The organism is Pantoea sp. X-Soil-TKNS-1211, assembly GCF_059730495.1.
The window spans coordinates 573136-589089 of the sequence record NZ_AP035954.1; the positions used below are offsets into that span (position 1 = coordinate 573136).

Here is a 15954-nt window from a genome sequence, read left to right on the forward strand (position 1 = left end):
CAATGCTTGCGCGCACTACGTCTTAGCGTTAAGTCTGGACGATAAATTTCAGGTATGCGAGCAGGGAGTAAGCTGCGGCTACAAATCGCGCGTCCCTCAATGTTGCACTAAAGTTTCCGCCGCCAATGCCGATAACCCTGCAAGGCTTGCTCCCAAGCCGTGATCAGTTCCCTTTTGGGTTGTATTGAACAGGAGAGCAAAATGGATGTATCGCAAGTAACGTCTCTGGCTTCCGGCCTGGATAACCTGGATTTAAAAAGCCAGGTAAATACCCTGGTACTGAAAAAGGCACTGGATAACCAGGAAGCGGCGGCCAGCAGTATCCTCTCATCAATTCCGCAATTACCTGCTAATCCGGCGATCGGGCGCAATATCAATACCACTGCCTGAGTCGCGCAAAATGGGTAGCGGCGCGATTTATCGCGCGCCCTTTTATCGGTGCACAAAAAACAGCGCGATAAATCGCGCCGCTACAGCCGGGCTTTACATCGCGATGATCCCCCGCTAGTATGGCCGACTCCCAGCGCCACTGTGTCGCTGCGTAAGCGTTAACGTTAACCAACGCACCATGTGCAGGATTATTCTGCTTTTTTTCAATGGTGCGAAAAGATGACCCATAGCGTTTTATCCGCAAATCCTGCCCTGCGCCGTTCCGGCTTTTTTCTGTTTTTGCTGCTGCTCACCGCTGCCAACTTGCGCACGCCGATCACCGCCACCGGTCCGGTGTTGGAAAACATTCGCCAGACGTACGGGCTGAGCGCCAGCGCGGCTGGCGTGCTGAATTTCTTACCGCTGCTGATGTTCGCCACTCTTGCGCCACCTGCCGCCTGGCTCGGCAACCGCTTCGGACTTGAACGCAGCCTGTGGAGCGCATTGCTGCTTATCACCCTCGGCTCATTGCTGCGCATTACCGGCAGCGAAAATGCGTTATGGGCGGGGACATTGCTGCTGAGCGCCGGTATCGCCGCCGCTAACGTATTGCTGCCACCGCTGATTAAACGCGATTTCACTGCGCATACCGCGCGTTACATCGGGTTGTATGCCACGACTATGGCGATCACCGCCAGCATCGCTTCCGGCGTGGCGGTGCCGTTGGCGCAACTCACTGGTGCAGGCTGGCATCTGTCGTTAGGTATCTGGCTGGTGCCCGGTGTGGTCGCGTTGCTGGCCTGGCTGCCGCAACTCAAACACGCCGCCGGGCATACGCAGCCAGCCGTCTCGCAGCCGTTGCAACGTTCGACGTGGCGTTCAGCCATTGGCTGGCAGGTTTCTTTGTTTATGGCCTGCCAGTCGCTAGTGTTTTATACCCTGATCGGTTGGTTTACCCCGTTGGCGCAGGATGAGGGGATCAGCCAACTGGCTGCCGGCTGGCTGCTGTTCGTCTATCAAATCGTGGCGATTGTCGCCAACCTTGTGTGCATGAGCGCCCTTAAACGGTTACGCGATCAACGTGCCATCGGCTTTTTAGCTTCGCTGGCGATTTTCACTGGCGTGTCAGGTTTGCTGCTGGCTCCCGCATGGGCATTGATATGGTTGTTGCTGGCAGGGCTGGGGGCAGGTGCGTCGATGGTGACGTGCCTGGCGCTGTTTAATTTGCGTACCGAGGATCATCGGCAGGCCTCACAGCTTTCCGGTATGGCCCAGTGTGTCGGCTATGGTGTTGCGGCACTGGGGCCGCTGTGCTTCGGGATGCTGCACGATGCCAGCGGCAATTGGACGCTGCCGCTGGCATTACTGCTGGTTATTGCCGCGCTGCAAATGGTGGTGGCGACTCTCGCTGGTCGCGCACGCCATATTTGATCACACCAGCGCCGCCGCTTCCAGCTGTTCCAGCTCACGCACCCGCGGGATAATCTCGCGGCCAAAGAACTCCACCTCTTCGTGGAAATGCAGGAACGCCAGCAGCAGCAAATCGACCCCGGCACGTTTTAACGCAATGATGCGTTCCGCGATCTGCTGCGGCGTGCCGATCAGGTTGGTTTTAAAACCGTCGTTGTACTGCACCAAATCCTCAAAAGAGGATTTTGCCCAGTTTCCTTCCCCTTCCGGCGAGGCACTGCCGGCATTTTTCACTTCATGCTGGAAGCCTTTGACCGCATCCGGGTTGGCTTTAGCGATGATTTCCTGTAACACCGCCTGCGCTTCCTGTTCGGTTTCTCTGGCGATGACAAAACCGTTCAGACCGATTTTCACCCGATGCTGACTGGCGCGCGCTTTCGCCTGAATATCCTCAACTTGCTGACGCACCCCTTCCGGCGAGTTGCCATTGGTGAAATACCAGTCGGAAACCCGTGCTGCCATATCACGCGCGGCACGCGAGCTGGCGGTCGCCAGCGAGTTGGGTTATCGCCCGAATCTGCTGGCACGCAGCTTGTCGCAGAAAAAGACGCACATTATTGGCGTCGTGATCGATGAGATGAGAAATCCGCACTCGCTGCTGCTGATCGACACGGTGACCAACCAGTTACAGAAACGCGGTTATATGGCGCTGTTGCTCAACATCACCAACAGCGAGAACCACAAATCGGTAATGTTGTTGGCCGATCAATTGCAGGTTGATGGCTTGTTGTTCCTCGGCACAGTGCTGACCGAGGAATTGGTGGATATCGCGCAGGACCTGCACCACATCCCGCTGGTGCAGCTGTGCCGCAACAACCACGTACCGGGTCTCGATGTGGTGAAGGTCGATGACCAGCACGCGGCGAAACAGCTTGGAGAATTGCTGTTGGCGCAGGGATATACCCGTTTCGGCTATATGCGCGGACCGGAAACCAGCAGCAACCATTTGCAGCGTCTGGACGGTTTGCAGCAAGCGCTGGCGGAGGCAGGGCTGATACTGGAAGTGATGCTGACGGCTGGTGGCTACGCCCAGGAACGCAGTTATACGGCCCTGACGGAGTATCTCAACGCGCATGCGCCTGCCGACCGCATTGATGCGTTGTTTTGCGAGAACGATGCGCTGGCGTTGGGCGCGCTGGAAGCACTGCGCGAAGGGGCAGGTAACAAACATATGGCGGTGGTCGGTTTCGATGGTATTGACGAAGCCGCCCTGCCCGGCTGGCAACTGACCACCTGGAGCCAGCGGATTGATCTGTTGATTGAAGAAGCCCTTAACCGGCTGATTGATGAACATGCCACACCAGGTGGCGTCTGGTCTCAGGGAGAATTGCGTGTTCGACGCTCTCACCTGAAGCCGTAGGCTAAAGGAGGAGAGATGAAGTTGTCGTTACATGGCGTTTCTGTCTGGTACAGCAATGCCGTCACTCAGCTGCGCATCGCGCAGGAAACAGGTTTCAGTGGCCTGGAGATTCTGCCGGAACATCTGTATCGCTATCTGGACAATGGCGGCAGTTACGCCGCTTTCCGTCAATTGATGGCGCAACATCGCATCGACATTACCTGCATCAACGCGTTAAAGCGGATTGGCCGCTACCAACCGGAAGCTCGCGCTGAGCTGCTGAGCGAAGCGGAAAAAATCTGTCAGGCGGCGGAGGTGAAGGCCAGCGGGATCACCACGCTGCGTCAAGCCACCGCAGCGGGAGACAAACTCAAAACCCCCACAATGAAGTAATCACGCACCGGGCTGATCATAATTAACGCGGTCGGCCTTTTGCTGCATCAGGGATGCAATAAGGTCTTTCTCTGCCATCGTCATCTGGGCTTTCAGCAGATCGCTGGGATTGACCTTCGGATGATTGACCTTCGGTTGCCAGGATTGCAGTGTCTGTAGATTATTGTTTCTTATCGCTATGATTTCACTTGAAAAAGACTTTGAAACGTCTAGAAATTCATGCTGAATAATTTCCAGAGAAGAAACTATAGAACGTCCAACATAAGGCATGATCAATGACTCCTTTCAGTAACCAACAATTAAGATGCATTGCGTAGCGGCGCGATAAATTTATATCACAGCAACTGGGCAATGCCCCACAACGCTAATGCGTGATCATCTTCTGAAGGTAAACCGCTGACGGTCACTGCGCCGAAAACCGCGCCCTGGGGATTGAGCAGCGGGAAAGAACCGCCGTGATCGGTGTAATCCGCCTGATTGATAAACGCCTGTTTATCCATCCGTTCACCCTTCTGCTCATTCAGCAGCCCGACGTACAGGGAAGAGTGGCCGCTGCGCAGTACGGTATTACGCTTACGGCGCATCCACTCCAGATTTTCCGCGCAAGAACCCGGCAATGCCGCCAGAAACAACACCTGACCAAATCCATAAACTTCAATCGACACCGGAGCCTGCGCTTCACGTGCACGTTGTTGAATGCTCTGGCCGATTTGCCATGCGAGATCAAAATCAAACTGCGGCAGACGATGTTCCGCTTCTTGCTGTAACAGGGTTTCCAGACCTGGCGATGATGACATAGCGACTTCCTCTCCATATGAAATAAAATTTCCACATTTTATAACATGGAAAATATTTTTCACTCGTGAGGAAGATCACAGCTCTCAACCGGAGGCACGGGAAATCATCTCAAATCCCATATCGATAATCGGGCTAGCTACAGCTTCACCTTGCAAACGCGTCAAGAGCTGCTGTGCCGCCAGTCTCCCCATTGCCTGACGGTCAATTTTTACTGTTGAGATCGCCGGAAAGTTTGCAGCAGCAAAATCGAGATCGCCAAAACCAATCACCGCCAGTTGCTGCGGCACAGCCAAACCGCGTGCCTGGGCCTCCATCAGCGCCCCTTGTGCCAGTGTGTCGGAACTGCACACCAACACATCCACCGTCGGCTGTGCGGTCAGCACCTCGGCACAGGCTTCCCGTCCCCGCACCATCAATGCCGGCAGCGCGACCGCCGCATCCGCCAGCGGGGTCATTCCCTGCCCCTGAAGCGCCTCCAGTAAACCTTGCTTACGTTGCAGCGCACGGCGGTCATCGGTCCAGATCAACGCCGGACGTTGATAACCACGCTCGGCGAGATAAGCCGCAACGCGCGCGCCAACTTTTTCGTGCGAAAACCCTACCAGCATATCAATCGGCGTCGGCGTCATGTCCCAAATCTCCACCACCGGCACATCAGCCTGAAGCAACACCTTCTTCAGCTGGCTGCTGTGATGGATACCTGTCAGGACGATGCCATCAGGCCGTCTGGACAGCAAAGTGGCAACGGTTTCCGCTTCGGTTTCTGTCTCATAACCGGTGACGCACAGCAGCATATGGTAGCCGCTCGCACTCAGGGTATCGTTCAGGCTCTGGATGGTATCGACAAACATATTGTTGTTGATTTGCGGCACCACCACGGCAATCAGGCGACTGCGATTGCTGGCGAGGCTGCCTGCCTGCGCATTAGGGATATACCCGGTGGCACTCACTGCCGCCAGCACTTTCTCCACCGTAGCGGGACGCACCTGCTGGGGCGAATTCAGCGCACGGCTGACGGTCATCGGTGAAATCCCGGCGACACGCGCCACATCCTCCAGCGTAGGCGCACCTTTGCGCGCCGGGTTGCGTTGTTTCATGGCAGCTCAATTCGAATCAATAAAGGTGTTCATCATAATGCAAAATCGGGAAACCCGGTTAATGTTAGGGCTATCATTTAAATCACTACAATGGTGAAAGTGTGATCATGGCGGCATTAATCAATTGCATTTATGGCGCATAGTCCTCCCAACGAATAAATGTTAGCGCAATCATTTAATGAGGAAATCCTATGTCAGGTGTCAATTCCGCTGCCGTAAGTTACGCGAAAGTACAGGGTTCAGGCACTGCCGCTGAAACTGGCGATCGTATTGTCTGGGTCAATTTGTCGCTGGCCTTCCTGCCACTGGCAACGCCGGTAAGCGATGCCAAGGTGCTGACCGGGCGGCAAAAACCGCTAACCGAAGTGGCGATTATCGTGGCGGAGATCGCCACACGCGATGGCTTCGAAGGGATTGGCTTTAGCTATTCCAAACGTGCCGGGGGTCAGGGTATTTATGCCCACGCCTGTGAAATTGCAGATGCCCTGCTGGGGGAAGATCCCAATGATATCGACAAGATTTACACCAAACTGCTGTGGGCCGGTGCCTCTGTCGGACGCAGTGGCATGGCGGTGCAGGCGATTTCCCCCTTCGATATCGCGCTATGGGACATGAAAGCACGGCGCGCCCAGCTCCCGCTGGCGAAGTTGCTCGGTGCGCATCGTGATTCGGTGCAGTGCTACAACACCTCCGGCGGTTTCCTGCATACCCCACTGGATCAGGTGATCAAAAACGTGGCGATTTCACGAGAAAATGGTATTGGCGGCATCAAGATCAAAGTCGGGCAACCCAACACTGCCGAGGATCTGCGTCGCCTGACGGCGGTGCGCCAGACGTTGGGCGACGATTTTCCGCTGATGGTGGATGCCAATCAGCAGTGGGATCGTGAAACCGCCATTCGTATGGGCCGCAAAATGGAACAATTCAATCTGGTATGGATTGAAGAACCGCTGGACGCTTACGATGTGGAGGGCCACGCTGCCCTGACTGCCGCGCTGGATACCCCCATCGCCACCGGTGAGATGCTCACCAGCTTCCGTGAACATGAGCAGTTGATCCTCGGGAACGCCAGTGATTTTGTGCAACCGGATGCACCACGCGTTGGTGGTATCACGCCTTTTCTGAAGATTATGGACCTGGCCGCCCGCCACGGGCGCAAACTGGCACCGCATTTCGCCATGGAAATCCATATCCATCTGGCCGCCACTTACCCAATTGAACCCTGGCTGGAGCATTTCGAGTGGCTGAATCCGCTGTTTAATGAACAGCTGGAACTGCGTGACGGGCGGATGTGGATCTCGGACCGCCACGGCCTCGGTTTTAGCCTGAGCGAACAGGCGCGTCGCTGGACCACCCTGACGCACAGCGTGGGTAAACACCCCTGACCCCACATGTCGGCACGCATATGTAGCGGCGCGATTTATCGCGCGAATTTAACAGCGCGATAAATCGCGCCGCTACAAAACGTGCCAAATCACACCTTATCAGGCGTATTTTCTCTGCGTTGTGCTTTCGCCAACGTGCGGGCCAGCAGCGAGGAGTACAGGGGATTTCCGCCAAAGAATTGTGCCGCCAGCGTTGCCCCGAGGCAGGTGATGATCATTGGTAAAATCAGCTGATAGTTATTGGTCATCTCCAGCACCAGCACGATACCGGTCAGTGGTGCACGTACCGAAGCGGCAAACAACGCGCCCATTCCAGCAACGGCAAAGGTCGCCGCCTCCAACTGATAACCGGGAAACCAGTGAGCGCACAGCTGACCAAAGCAGGTGCCCAGCAAGGTGCCTAACGTCAGCATTGGCGCAAAAATTCCGCCGGGTGCACCAGAAGCAAAACAGCAGATGGTGATCACCACGCGCAGGGCAAACAACGCAAACAAACCAAGGGCAGTAAAGTGACCAGCGGAGAAATCCGGTATCAGCGTGATACCGCCACTGATCGCCTCGGGCAGCACCAGCCCCAGCACACCACAAATACCCGCCAGTGCACTTCCCCACAACACCCAGGGGGTGGTGCGGCCCTGATGCAGACGCTGAAACTGATCCTGGGTCCAGAAAATCAGGCGGTTAAACGCCACGCCGCAGCCACCAAACAACACGCCAAGCAGCAAATACAGCCATAGCGTCTGAATCGGCGCATCTTTCAGCTGGCCGATATTGATAATCGCTTCATTGCCGTTAAATAGGCGAAACACGATGCTCGACATAATCACGCCGACAAACACCGCTTTGATGGAAATCAGGCTGTAGCGGAACTGCGGACGCATCTCTTCAATGATAAACAGAATACCAGCCAGCGGTGCATTAAAGGCCGCCGAGAGTCCCGCTGCCGCACCGGTAGCCAGCAGGGTATGACGCGATTCAGAGGATTTCACCCGGAACATGTCCAGACACATGCGGCCAATATTGCCACCCAGTTGCACCGTCGGCCCTTCACGTCCCAGCACCATACCGGAACCCAGTGCCCCCATGCCGCCGATAAATTTAACCGGCAGTACGCGCCACCAGCGCACTGGCCTTAACTCCTCCAGCGCACCTTCAATCTCAGGGATACCGGAGCCTCCCGCTTCCGGCGCAAAGCGCCGCACCAGCCAGTAACCCACCGCCCCGAGCAGCGCGGCGGCAAAAAATGCACACAAGACATTCAACAGCGGATTATCCGCCTGATCGGCCAACCAGTTCACGCGTGAAACAAAAATAAAGTTCACCGCTTTATCAAACGCCACCGCCACCAGACCGGTCAGCACCCCGACCAGCGCCGCCAACAGCAACAATGCCACCGGTGTTTTATCGCGACGCATCAGCTGTTGCAGCAGCAAAAAACGGCCTGCGCGCATAACCGGTTGCGCAGATTTTTGTGAAGCAGACATAGCCATCCCCAATGTTATTGCGCCGCCACGTCGGGCAACTCTCCGTAATGTACCGCCAGCCATACGGTTGGCCCTTCAACTGACGTCCAGTTAACGCGATGGCGACAGCCAGGTGGAATCTCAACAAAGTCACCCACACGCAGATGCCGCTCCTGCATCTCACCTTCCAGCTGTAGCCCGGCTTCTCCCTGCATCATCAATACCCACTCACCCTGCGTCTGGCAGTACCAGAAGTTCGGTGGGCTGGCCTGGCCGGTGGAGACAATACGCTCAATAAGTAAATTGGGTCTGGAAAGAAGTTGTTCAAATGTTTCGGCTCTGCCGGTCTGTGCATCTGCCGGAAATGCCGTCAACAGGTTGGTTAGCATGCTGGGGTCTCATCATGGCTGCAAATATGCTGCACTGTAACGCAGGCTACACCCTGATTGCTCACAGTTTTTTGTTGCACCAATTGACGTTCAGCACATAAATCCCGATCATCCCCGCCCAGAATGGCTATGCACGGAGCATCACGGTGTCAGAACTCAGTAACGCATTGCTGGAAGAAATTATTGAAGAAGTACGGCCACTTACCCGCCAGGGAAAAGTTGCGGACTATATTCCCGCGCTGGCTGACATCTCGCCCGATCAACTGGGGATGGCTATTTATGCCGCCGATGGCAGCCATTATCTGGCCGGGGATGCTGATACCCGTTTTTCCATTCAGTCGATCTCAAAGGTGCTGTCACTGACGGTAGCGCTGACATTGTATGACGAACCGGAGATCTGGCAGCGCGTCGGCAAAGAACCCTCGGGCCAGGCATTTAACTCGCTGGTACAGCTGGAGCTGGAACAGGGCAAACCGCGTAACCCATTTATTAATGCCGGGGCGCTGGTGATGTGTGACCTGCTGGAGAGCCGTCTGACCGCGCCGCGCCTGCGCATGCTGGAGATTGTGCGCCGTCTGGCACAGCAAAATGACATCAACTATGACCGGGTGGTGGCACGTTCCGAGTATGAACATTCGGCGCGCAATGCGGCGATTGCCTGGTTGATGAAATCCTTCGGCAATTTCCACAATGATGTCAGCAAAGTGATGGAGACCTATTTCCACTACTGCTCACTGGCGATGAGTTGCAACGAGCTGGCGCGCACCTTTTTCTATCTGGCCAATCATGGGCAGAGTCTGGGGGATGATGTCACGGTGATTTCCCCGCGCCATGCCCGCCAGGTGAATGCCCTGATGATGACCAGCGGCATGTATGACGGTGCCGGTGAGTTTGCCTGGCGCGTTGGGATGCCTGCTAAGTCAGGTGTGGGTGGCGGCATCGTGGCGGTGATCCCCGGCGAAATGTGTATCGCCGTGTGGTCACCCGCGCTGGATAGCTCGGGCAACTCACTGGCCGGAACGGTGATGCTGGAGAAACTGACGGAGCGGCTGGGGCGATCGATTTTTTAGATCAGGCCCTTAACTCACCACATTCCGCGCCGTCCCACTCCAGAAACTGTCAAGATTGCTTTCAATGCCGCGCAGCAGGTTGGCGACGCCCTGTTGGCTGGCCCAGGCGATATGCGGGGTCAGCAGCAAGTTCGGCACATCCGCTTGCAACAAGGGATGGTCAGCGGCCGGTGGCTCACAGCTCAATACATCCAGTGCCGCACCCGCTATCACCCCCTGACGCAACGCGTGGGCCAGATCAGTTTCGTTAATCAGCGCGCCACGCGCGGTATTGATCAGCCATGCAGATGGCTTCATCTGCGCCAGCGCCGCCAGGTTGATAAGCTGCTTTGTCTCTGGCGTGAGTGGGCAGTGCAGCGTCAGGACATCACTCTGGGCCAGCACCTGCTCGAATGGGGTATATCCGGGACGGATTTCACGACTCCCCTGCCGATCGGCGTACAGCACCTTCATCCCCAACGCCTGTGCCATCTCCCCCACTGCTCGGCCAATATCACCCTTGCCGATGATGCCGAGCGTCGCGCCATAGATATCCTGAATCGGCTGACGATGCACACAAAAATGCTGTGAGACAGGCCAGGCGCTGCGCGTGCTGGTGACGTAGTCCACCAGATGACGCCGCAGAGCAAACAAAAATGCCATCACCCCTTCCGCCACGCTGCGCGTCGAGTAACCGGGCACATTGCTCACCACCACGCCACGCTCGCGACACGCCGCCAGATCGATGCAGTCATAGCCGGTTGCCGCGACGCAAACGTAACGCAACGCCGGCAGCTGGCGCAGTGTATCCTGTCGTAGCGGCACCTTGTTGGTGATCACCATCTCCGCATCCTTTAACACGTGAACAATCTCCGCCAGCGAGGTGGTGCCACGATAATGCCAGTCAGTGCACCATTGCGGGCGTTGTGGCGCATGCGGCAGAGTATCGCCGTCAAGGGTTACTATCTTCATCGCTTTATTGTTTCCGTAGTGATCTGTTGAAGTTGCATTCAGGTTAACAAAAGCTGCCTGTTAAGTGACTATTTTCAAAAGGTGCGAATTTTTCCTTAAATGACCCCAGTTTTTTTAACCCTTCCTGGGTAATCGCGTTACACTTCTGCCCAATTTAATCAGTCACCTCCGTTTTAGCCATGATGTTTTCAGCCACACTTCGTCAGCGCCTGACCGCCTGCATCGCCATCGTGGCGGTGTTGCTGCTGTTTGTCGCGCCGGTGGTGTCGAAAACGCTGCTGGAACGACAAAACCATATGCACAGCATGATGGCTGATATGCCGATGGACCATGCTGCCATGCCGGATATGGCGATGCCGGGTATGGATCACCACATGATGGACGACGGTGAATTCGCCTGCGGCTATTGTGACCTGCTGGTGCATGTGCCGCTGATGATGTGGGTATTTATCCCCTTCATCTGGTTGATGCTGGTAATCTCCCGCGCGCCTCCTCTCCCCTGCCTTATCACCCCGGTAATCCGCCGCCAAACGAGCATCCACCGAGCACGGGCACCGCCAGTATCTCTTTTCTGCTGATACGATTTGATCCGCAGCGCATCCGCGAGGATGACGCTTAAGCATTCTTTTTTATCGGAAGGAAGATGGCTTTGTCTGCTGTTCACTCTGCGGCACCGCGCGGCGCGGTGCTTAATCTGCTACGCCGCTTACATTTTTACATTGGCCTGTTTGTCGCCCCGTTTATCTTTGTTGCCGCCCTGAGCGGCACCTTATATGTGCTGACACCGCAACTGGAAAACTTGCTGTATAAGGATGCGCTCAATGTGCAAGCTGACGGCACAGCCCAGCCATTGTCGGCGCAAATTGCGGCTGCCCGTGCTTATGCCGGGGAGAATATACGTATCTATGCGGTACGCCCGGCACCGGGTGCCAGCGACACGACGCGGGTACAGTTCAGCGATCCTGCGTTGGGTGCTTCGCAGTCGCGTTCGGTGTTTATCGATCCCTACACCCTGAAAGTGACCGGCGATATGACGGTGTACGGCACCAGTGGCGTATTGCCGCTACGTACCACCCTTGATCTGCTGCACAGCAGCCTGTTATTGGGCGATTTCGGGCGCAACTACAGCGAGCTGGCTGCATCTTGGTTGTGGGTCGCCGCAGTAGGCGGCGTGCTGTTGTGGCTGGGTACACGACCGCGTCGCAAGGCGAAAGCGCCGCGAGGTCGTTTTGCCTTCAGCCGCCACTGGCATATCACTCTCGGCCTGACATTGCTGCTGGGTTTGGTGTTTTTCTCGATAACCGGGCTGACCTGGTCACAATGGGCGGGTGGCAATATCGATCGCTGGCGTACAGAACTGAACTGGCTAACGCCGCAGGTGAATACCGCACTGAATAGCGATGAACCCGTGATGCCCGCCGATCCCCATGCAGACCATCAAAGTATGCCGGGGATGGATATGTCGAGCATGACCATGCCCGCAAAACAGGGGCCGGTAAACCCGGCTGATGCTGACTGGGACCGAGTGCTGAACGCCGCACGTGCTGACGGTATCTCGGCGGCCAAAGTTGAACTGCGTCAGCCGAAAAGCGCCGGTAAAGCCTGGACGGTGAGTGAAATCGATCGCAGCTGGCCGACCCAGGTAGATGCGGTGTCGGTGAATCCAGAGAACTTCACCATTGTCGATCATGTCTGGTTTGATCGTTTCCCACTGGTCGCCAAACTGACGCGCTGGGGCGTGGATGCGCATATGGGTGTGCTGTTTGGTCTGGCGAATCAGCTGCTGTTAGCGGCGTTTGGCCTGGGGTTGTGCACCATGATTGTGCTGGGTTATCGCATGTGGTGGCTGCGCCGCCCACAGCAGGCGGATGCCAGCCCGGCCCAAACCCTCACCGCCGCCTGGCTGGTGTTGCCGCATTATGTAAAAGGTGCCTGCCTGCTGCTGGCGCTGTCGCTCGGTTATGCGTTGCCGGTGATGGGGTTAAGCCTGCTGGCCTTTTTGCTGGTCGATATTCTGCGCTGGCGTAAACAACAGCGGTTACCGGTTGATCAATCAGCGTTGCTGGCTTCGCAACAATCACCGCTGGGCATCATTCGTGCGCGATTTGCGGTGAAGCGCAAGGAGATGCGCCATTTCCTGTGTGGGCTGTGCGTGCTGGCGCTGATCGTGGGGACAGTGATCAGCAATGCCATTATCGGCGGGGTGATTGATCAATACGGCATTCCGTTTGGGCATTGGTCGCTGGCGATGTATCTGACCCAGGGCTTTATGATTGCGCTGTACACCACGGTGTTTACCGCGCTGATGTCGATCCCATTGTGGTATTGGTTCCTTGGCGAGAAGGACGATTCCCAGGGATAACCAGAACCTGAGGTCGCGGCACGATTTATCGCGTAGGTTTGAAAACAAGCGCGATAAATCGCGTCGCTACCGAATGTACTAAAGCGCTCTCAATCTATTTAACAGACTCCTGTTGATTTACATTTCCTGCTTTTTTATCAGGAGAAAACCTATGTCGCAGAGTCAGGAATGTTATCACTACGCCACGCCCGGCCAACGCAGTATAAAAATCCACCACACTCGTCACCAACAGCTACAGGTACGCTATCTGCAAAGTCTGGAAATCCGCACATCCACCACCGGCACCAGAAAGGCACCACGACTACAGGTGCTGATGGCCGGGAACTACCGTATTTATCAGGAAGGACGTGATGCACGGGCGCATTTTAACCTGTGCGATCGCCTCGGCAATATCAGCATGGTAACGGATGCACAGGGTGCTCGGATCAGCCAGGAAACCTGGTATCCCTTTGGCGGCACCGCCAGTTGGTTAACCGGGAGTGCGGCGGGCGCAGAGATAAAATTCCAGCGCTACGCAGGTAAAGAACGTGATGCGACCGGGTTGATTGCTTATGGCTGGCGCTACTACGCCCCGTGGCAGATGCGTTGGCTGAATAGCGATCCTGGGGGAACTATTGATGGGCTGAATCTGTTCCGTATGGTGAGCAATAATCCCATTACCATGTTTGATCGGGACGGAAGGATGGAAGATGATTTGTTATTAAAAGATATAAAACAATCATTCTTTGAAGATATGCCTGCCAGACAGCAAACTCTCGAACCACTAATTGAAACAGCACCAGAGCCGGGACCACCAACGTCAGGAACCAATGCTGTCACTGTCGACAATGCCCTACATTACCCGATCCTTAGAAATGCCTTAACCATAGAGCCACCTCAAGCAGAATTACCCGCTGTGATCGATCTCACTGACGACACGTCCCAGTCAACGTCTTCAGAACAGACAGCCACGGTGGTTAAGAACAAGTATGTTTGTAGCCACTGTGCCGAATCTTTTTCAGCACTAAGTGCCTTACGTAATCATGGAAGAATGGAACACCCGACGGAAGGTCACCTGTGCTCACAGGCTGGATGCGGTAAGAAATTCGACACCAAATCTAAATTGAATAAACATAAAATAATTGTACATGGAGAAAAGGCGTTTGCCTGCGACTGGCCATCATGCGACAGTCGGTTTACCAATCAAGCTTATTTAACAAACCATAAAAAAATACACGCTGCCCGTGAAAAGCTTCTTTGTTCACATCCTGGATGCAATAAGTATTACACCACACCTGTTAGTTTAAAAATTCACGCTAAAACACATCAGGAGCAGGAAAAATTGCTCTGCCTGGAGTGTAATGCTGTCTTCAAGAACAAAGGTAATCTTACACGCCATCAACACAGAAATTGTCCTTTTCGTCCTTCCTCGTCCGGGCTCGGGCAACCCAGGTGATTTACGCCTGTACTCTTAGGCACAGCGGCGTGATTGACCAATACGGCATCCCGTTCGGACGCTGGTCGGTGGCGATGTATCTGACGCAGGGCTTTATGATTGCGCTGTACACCACGGTGTTTACCGCGCTGATGTCAATTCCGTTGTGGTATTGGTTCCTCGGCGAGAAGGACGATTCGCAGAGATAAGCTGAAACAGACATAGCGGCGTGATTTTCGCGCGGGTTTAAAAACAAGCGCAATAAATCGCGCCGCTACCGAGTGTGCCAAACGCACCCCCGGATATTTAACAGACTCCTGATGATTTACGTTTGCGGCTTTTTCACCAGGAGAAAATGTATGTCACAGAATCAGGAATGTTACCGCTATGCCGCACCCGGCGAGCGCAGTTTAAAACGTCACCACACCCGCCATTTACAGCAGCAGGTACGTTATCTGCAAGGTCTGGAGATCCGCATGTCCACCACCGGCACCAGAAAGGCACCACGGCTACAGGTGCTGATGGCCGGGAACTACCGTATTTATCAGGAAGGACGTGATGCACGGGCGCATTTTAACCTGTGCGATCGCCTCGGCAATATCAGCATGGTAACGGATGCACAGGGTGCTCGGATCAGCCAGGAAACCTGGTATCCCTTTGGCGGCACCGCCAGTTGGTTAACCGGGAGTGCGGCGGGCGCAGAGATAAAATTCCAGCGCTACGCAGGTAAAGAACGTGATGCGACCGGGTTGATTGCTTATGGCTGGCGCTACTACGCCCCGTGGCAGATACGTTGGCTAAATAGCGACCCGGCGGGAACCATTGACGGGCTGAATCTGTTCCGCATGGTGAGCAATAATCCTGTGACCTTATTTGATCGGGATGGGAGGATGGGCAGGTGGCTAACTAAGGCACTTAATGCTTCAGAACATGAAGATATGTTCGTAAGATTGCAAAACATGCAGCAGCAACAGGTATTCGCATCTGAACCGATGGAATTTAGGCCAACCGTCTCATCTACCGACGCAATGCATCCAGAAACATCAAATGCGCAATTGCAGCTGCAAGAAGTATCAGACCTGAGCACCCTCCTTGCCACAACATCTTTGTCAGGTATTTCCGGAAATGCGATCATCGAAAAAAGGCTAATTACAATTGCAGGAAATGTACAGCCTCTTTTCCATCTCAACATGCACTGAATTGTCATGAAAGTGTTGAACATGGGAGACTCCTGTATACGTGTACAGAAACTGGGTGCAACAAAAAATACCATTTAAAGCAGACGCTTAGAGAGCATCAAAGAAGAGTTCATGGTGATAAGAACTTTCGCTGTGACTGGAAAAATTGTAATAAGCGATTTGCTGAAAATTACCTGTTAACTCGACATAAACTCACTCACACAACTCAATGTGAATTGCCTTGTTCATTTGTAGGATGCGGAAAATTTTTCAGAA

General features: G+C 54.8%; 17 protein-coding genes and 1 pseudogene. 11 read left to right on the top strand and 7 right to left on the bottom strand.

The genetic code is table 11. From position 1 onward, the window contains the following. The first annotated feature begins 201 nt into the window (after positions 1–201). Positions 202–390, top strand: a complete 189-nt coding sequence (locus AC6I8W_RS23050) for a YjfB family protein (RefSeq protein WP_497838446.1) — start codon at positions 202–204, stop codon at positions 388–390. 219 nt (positions 391–609) lie between these two features. Beyond that, positions 610–1800 (top strand): CynX/NimT family MFS transporter, encoded by a 1191-nt coding sequence (locus AC6I8W_RS23055; RefSeq protein WP_497838447.1) that lies wholly within the window; start codon positions 610–612, stop codon positions 1798–1800. Here the strand turns inward: AC6I8W_RS23055 and AC6I8W_RS23060 are convergent. Continuing rightward, positions 1801–2325: pseudogene (locus AC6I8W_RS23060) on the bottom strand (LLM class flavin-dependent oxidoreductase); the annotation flags it as partial. On the opposite strand from AC6I8W_RS23060, the gene AC6I8W_RS23065 reads away from it, so the two are divergent. Both AC6I8W_RS23065 and AC6I8W_RS23070 read left to right on the top strand, forming a co-directional pair. Next, entirely contained in the window at positions 2270–3199 is a 930-nt protein-coding gene (locus tag AC6I8W_RS23065; protein WP_497838448.1) for a substrate-binding domain-containing protein, read from the top strand. The pseudogene AC6I8W_RS23060 and the gene AC6I8W_RS23065 sit on opposite strands and share 56 nt — an antisense overlap. Before the next feature lie 15 nt (positions 3200–3214). After that, positions 3215–3571, top strand: a complete 357-nt coding sequence (locus tag AC6I8W_RS23070; protein WP_497838449.1) for a hypothetical protein — start codon at positions 3215–3217, stop codon at positions 3569–3571. Here AC6I8W_RS23070 and AC6I8W_RS23075 read toward each other — a convergent pair whose 3' ends face one another. The 3 genes from AC6I8W_RS23075 to AC6I8W_RS23085 all read right to left on the bottom strand — a co-directional run bounded on the left by AC6I8W_RS23075 (position 3572) and on the right by AC6I8W_RS23085 (position 5466). After that, positions 3572–3841: a hypothetical protein gene (locus AC6I8W_RS23075; protein ID WP_497838450.1), complete on the bottom strand. Its 270-nt coding sequence runs from the start codon at positions 3839–3841 to the stop codon at positions 3572–3574. A gap of 65 nt (positions 3842–3906) precedes the next feature. Further along, complete coding sequence (locus tag AC6I8W_RS23080; RefSeq protein WP_497838451.1) at positions 3907–4368, bottom strand: heme-degrading domain-containing protein; 462 nt, start codon at positions 4366–4368, stop codon at positions 3907–3909. A gap of 84 nt (positions 4369–4452) precedes the next feature. Continuing rightward, complete coding sequence (locus tag AC6I8W_RS23085; RefSeq protein WP_497838452.1) at positions 4453–5466, bottom strand: LacI family DNA-binding transcriptional regulator; 1014 nt, start codon at positions 5464–5466, stop codon at positions 4453–4455. 191 nt (positions 5467–5657) lie between these two features. Between AC6I8W_RS23085 and AC6I8W_RS23090 the strand changes: the two genes are divergently transcribed. Further along, entirely contained in the window at positions 5658–6851 is a 1194-nt protein-coding gene (locus AC6I8W_RS23090; RefSeq protein WP_497838453.1) for an L-talarate/galactarate dehydratase, read from the top strand. A gap of 89 nt (positions 6852–6940) precedes the next feature. Here the strand turns inward: AC6I8W_RS23090 and clcA are convergent, their stop codons facing one another. After that, on the bottom strand, positions 6941–8341 hold the full coding sequence (gene clcA / locus AC6I8W_RS23095; protein ID WP_497838454.1) for a H(+)/Cl(-) exchange transporter ClcA: 1401 nt from the start codon (positions 8339–8341) through the stop codon (positions 6941–6943). A gap of 8 nt (positions 8342–8349) precedes the next feature. After that, entirely contained in the window at positions 8350–8703 is a 354-nt protein-coding gene (locus tag AC6I8W_RS23100; RefSeq protein WP_497838455.1) for a cupin domain-containing protein, read from the bottom strand. A 146-nt stretch (positions 8704–8849) separates the two neighbouring features. Here AC6I8W_RS23100 and glsB point away from each other — a divergent pair, with 146 nt between their 5' ends. Beyond that, a complete protein-coding gene (gene glsB, locus AC6I8W_RS23105) occupies positions 8850–9773 on the top strand; it encodes a glutaminase B (RefSeq protein WP_497838456.1) in 924 nt (307 codons plus the stop codon). Between the two features lie 9 nt (positions 9774–9782). Here the strand turns inward: glsB and AC6I8W_RS23110 are convergent, their stop codons facing one another. Then, positions 9783–10724, bottom strand: coding sequence for a D-2-hydroxyacid dehydrogenase (locus AC6I8W_RS23110; protein ID WP_497838457.1), 942 nt, complete (start codon positions 10722–10724; stop codon positions 9783–9785). Positions 10725–10903: 179 nt separating this feature from the next. Here AC6I8W_RS23110 and AC6I8W_RS23115 point away from each other — a divergent pair, with 179 nt between their 5' ends. From AC6I8W_RS23115 to AC6I8W_RS23135, 5 genes are all read left to right on the top strand, one after another. Continuing rightward, complete coding sequence (locus AC6I8W_RS23115; protein ID WP_497838458.1) at positions 10904–11302, top strand: DUF2946 domain-containing protein; 399 nt, start codon at positions 10904–10906, stop codon at positions 11300–11302. A 65-nt stretch (positions 11303–11367) separates the two neighbouring features. Further along, positions 11368–13086: a DUF2534 family protein gene (locus AC6I8W_RS23120; RefSeq protein WP_497838459.1), complete on the top strand. Its 1719-nt coding sequence runs from the start codon at positions 11368–11370 to the stop codon at positions 13084–13086. Positions 13087–13237: 151 nt separating this feature from the next. Further along, positions 13238–14521, top strand: a complete 1284-nt coding sequence (locus tag AC6I8W_RS23125; protein ID WP_497838460.1) for an RHS repeat domain-containing protein — start codon at positions 13238–13240, stop codon at positions 14519–14521. Continuing rightward, a complete protein-coding gene (locus AC6I8W_RS23130) occupies positions 14476–14709 on the top strand; it encodes a DUF2534 family protein (RefSeq protein ID WP_497838461.1) in 234 nt (77 codons plus the stop codon). The genes AC6I8W_RS23125 and AC6I8W_RS23130 overlap by 46 nt, the downstream gene beginning before the upstream one ends. 150 nt (positions 14710–14859) lie before the next feature. Next, positions 14860–15699 carry an RHS repeat domain-containing protein gene (locus tag AC6I8W_RS23135; protein ID WP_497838462.1) on the top strand — a complete coding sequence of 280 codons (840 nt, stop codon included), beginning with the start codon at positions 14860–14862 and terminating at the stop codon, positions 15697–15699. Positions 15700–15954 lie beyond the last annotated feature (255 nt).

Excerpts from the sequence above, each read along its gene's own strand:
- AC6I8W_RS23050 (WP_497838446.1), top strand. The coding sequence starts at position 202 with ATGGATGTATCGCAAGTAACGTCTCTGGCTTCCGGCCTGGATAACCTG.
- AC6I8W_RS23055 (WP_497838447.1), top strand. The coding sequence starts at position 610 with ATGACCCATAGCGTTTTATCCGCAAATCCTGCCCTGCGCCGTTCCGGC.
- AC6I8W_RS23070 (WP_497838449.1), top strand. The coding sequence starts at position 3,215 with ATGAAGTTGTCGTTACATGGCGTTTCTGTCTGGTACAGCAATGCCGTC.
- AC6I8W_RS23075 (WP_497838450.1), bottom strand. The coding sequence starts at position 3,841 with ATGCCTTATGTTGGACGTTCTATAGTTTCTTCTCTGGAAATTATTCAG.
- AC6I8W_RS23080 (WP_497838451.1), bottom strand. The coding sequence starts at position 4,368 with ATGTCATCATCGCCAGGTCTGGAAACCCTGTTACAGCAAGAAGCGGAA.
- AC6I8W_RS23085 (WP_497838452.1), bottom strand. The coding sequence starts at position 5,466 with ATGAAACAACGCAACCCGGCGCGCAAAGGTGCGCCTACGCTGGAGGAT.
- AC6I8W_RS23090 (WP_497838453.1), top strand. The coding sequence starts at position 5,658 with ATGTCAGGTGTCAATTCCGCTGCCGTAAGTTACGCGAAAGTACAGGGT.
- clcA (WP_497838454.1), bottom strand. The coding sequence starts at position 8,341 with ATGGCTATGTCTGCTTCACAAAAATCTGCGCAACCGGTTATGCGCGCA.
- AC6I8W_RS23100 (WP_497838455.1), bottom strand. The coding sequence starts at position 8,703 with ATGCTAACCAACCTGTTGACGGCATTTCCGGCAGATGCACAGACCGGC.
- AC6I8W_RS23110 (WP_497838457.1), bottom strand. The coding sequence starts at position 10,724 with ATGAAGATAGTAACCCTTGACGGCGATACTCTGCCGCATGCGCCACAA.
- AC6I8W_RS23115 (WP_497838458.1), top strand. The coding sequence starts at position 10,904 with ATGATGTTTTCAGCCACACTTCGTCAGCGCCTGACCGCCTGCATCGCC.
- AC6I8W_RS23120 (WP_497838459.1), top strand. The coding sequence starts at position 11,368 with ATGGCTTTGTCTGCTGTTCACTCTGCGGCACCGCGCGGCGCGGTGCTT.
- AC6I8W_RS23125 (WP_497838460.1), top strand. The coding sequence starts at position 13,238 with ATGTCGCAGAGTCAGGAATGTTATCACTACGCCACGCCCGGCCAACGC.
- AC6I8W_RS23135 (WP_497838462.1), top strand. The coding sequence starts at position 14,860 with ATGTCACAGAATCAGGAATGTTACCGCTATGCCGCACCCGGCGAGCGC.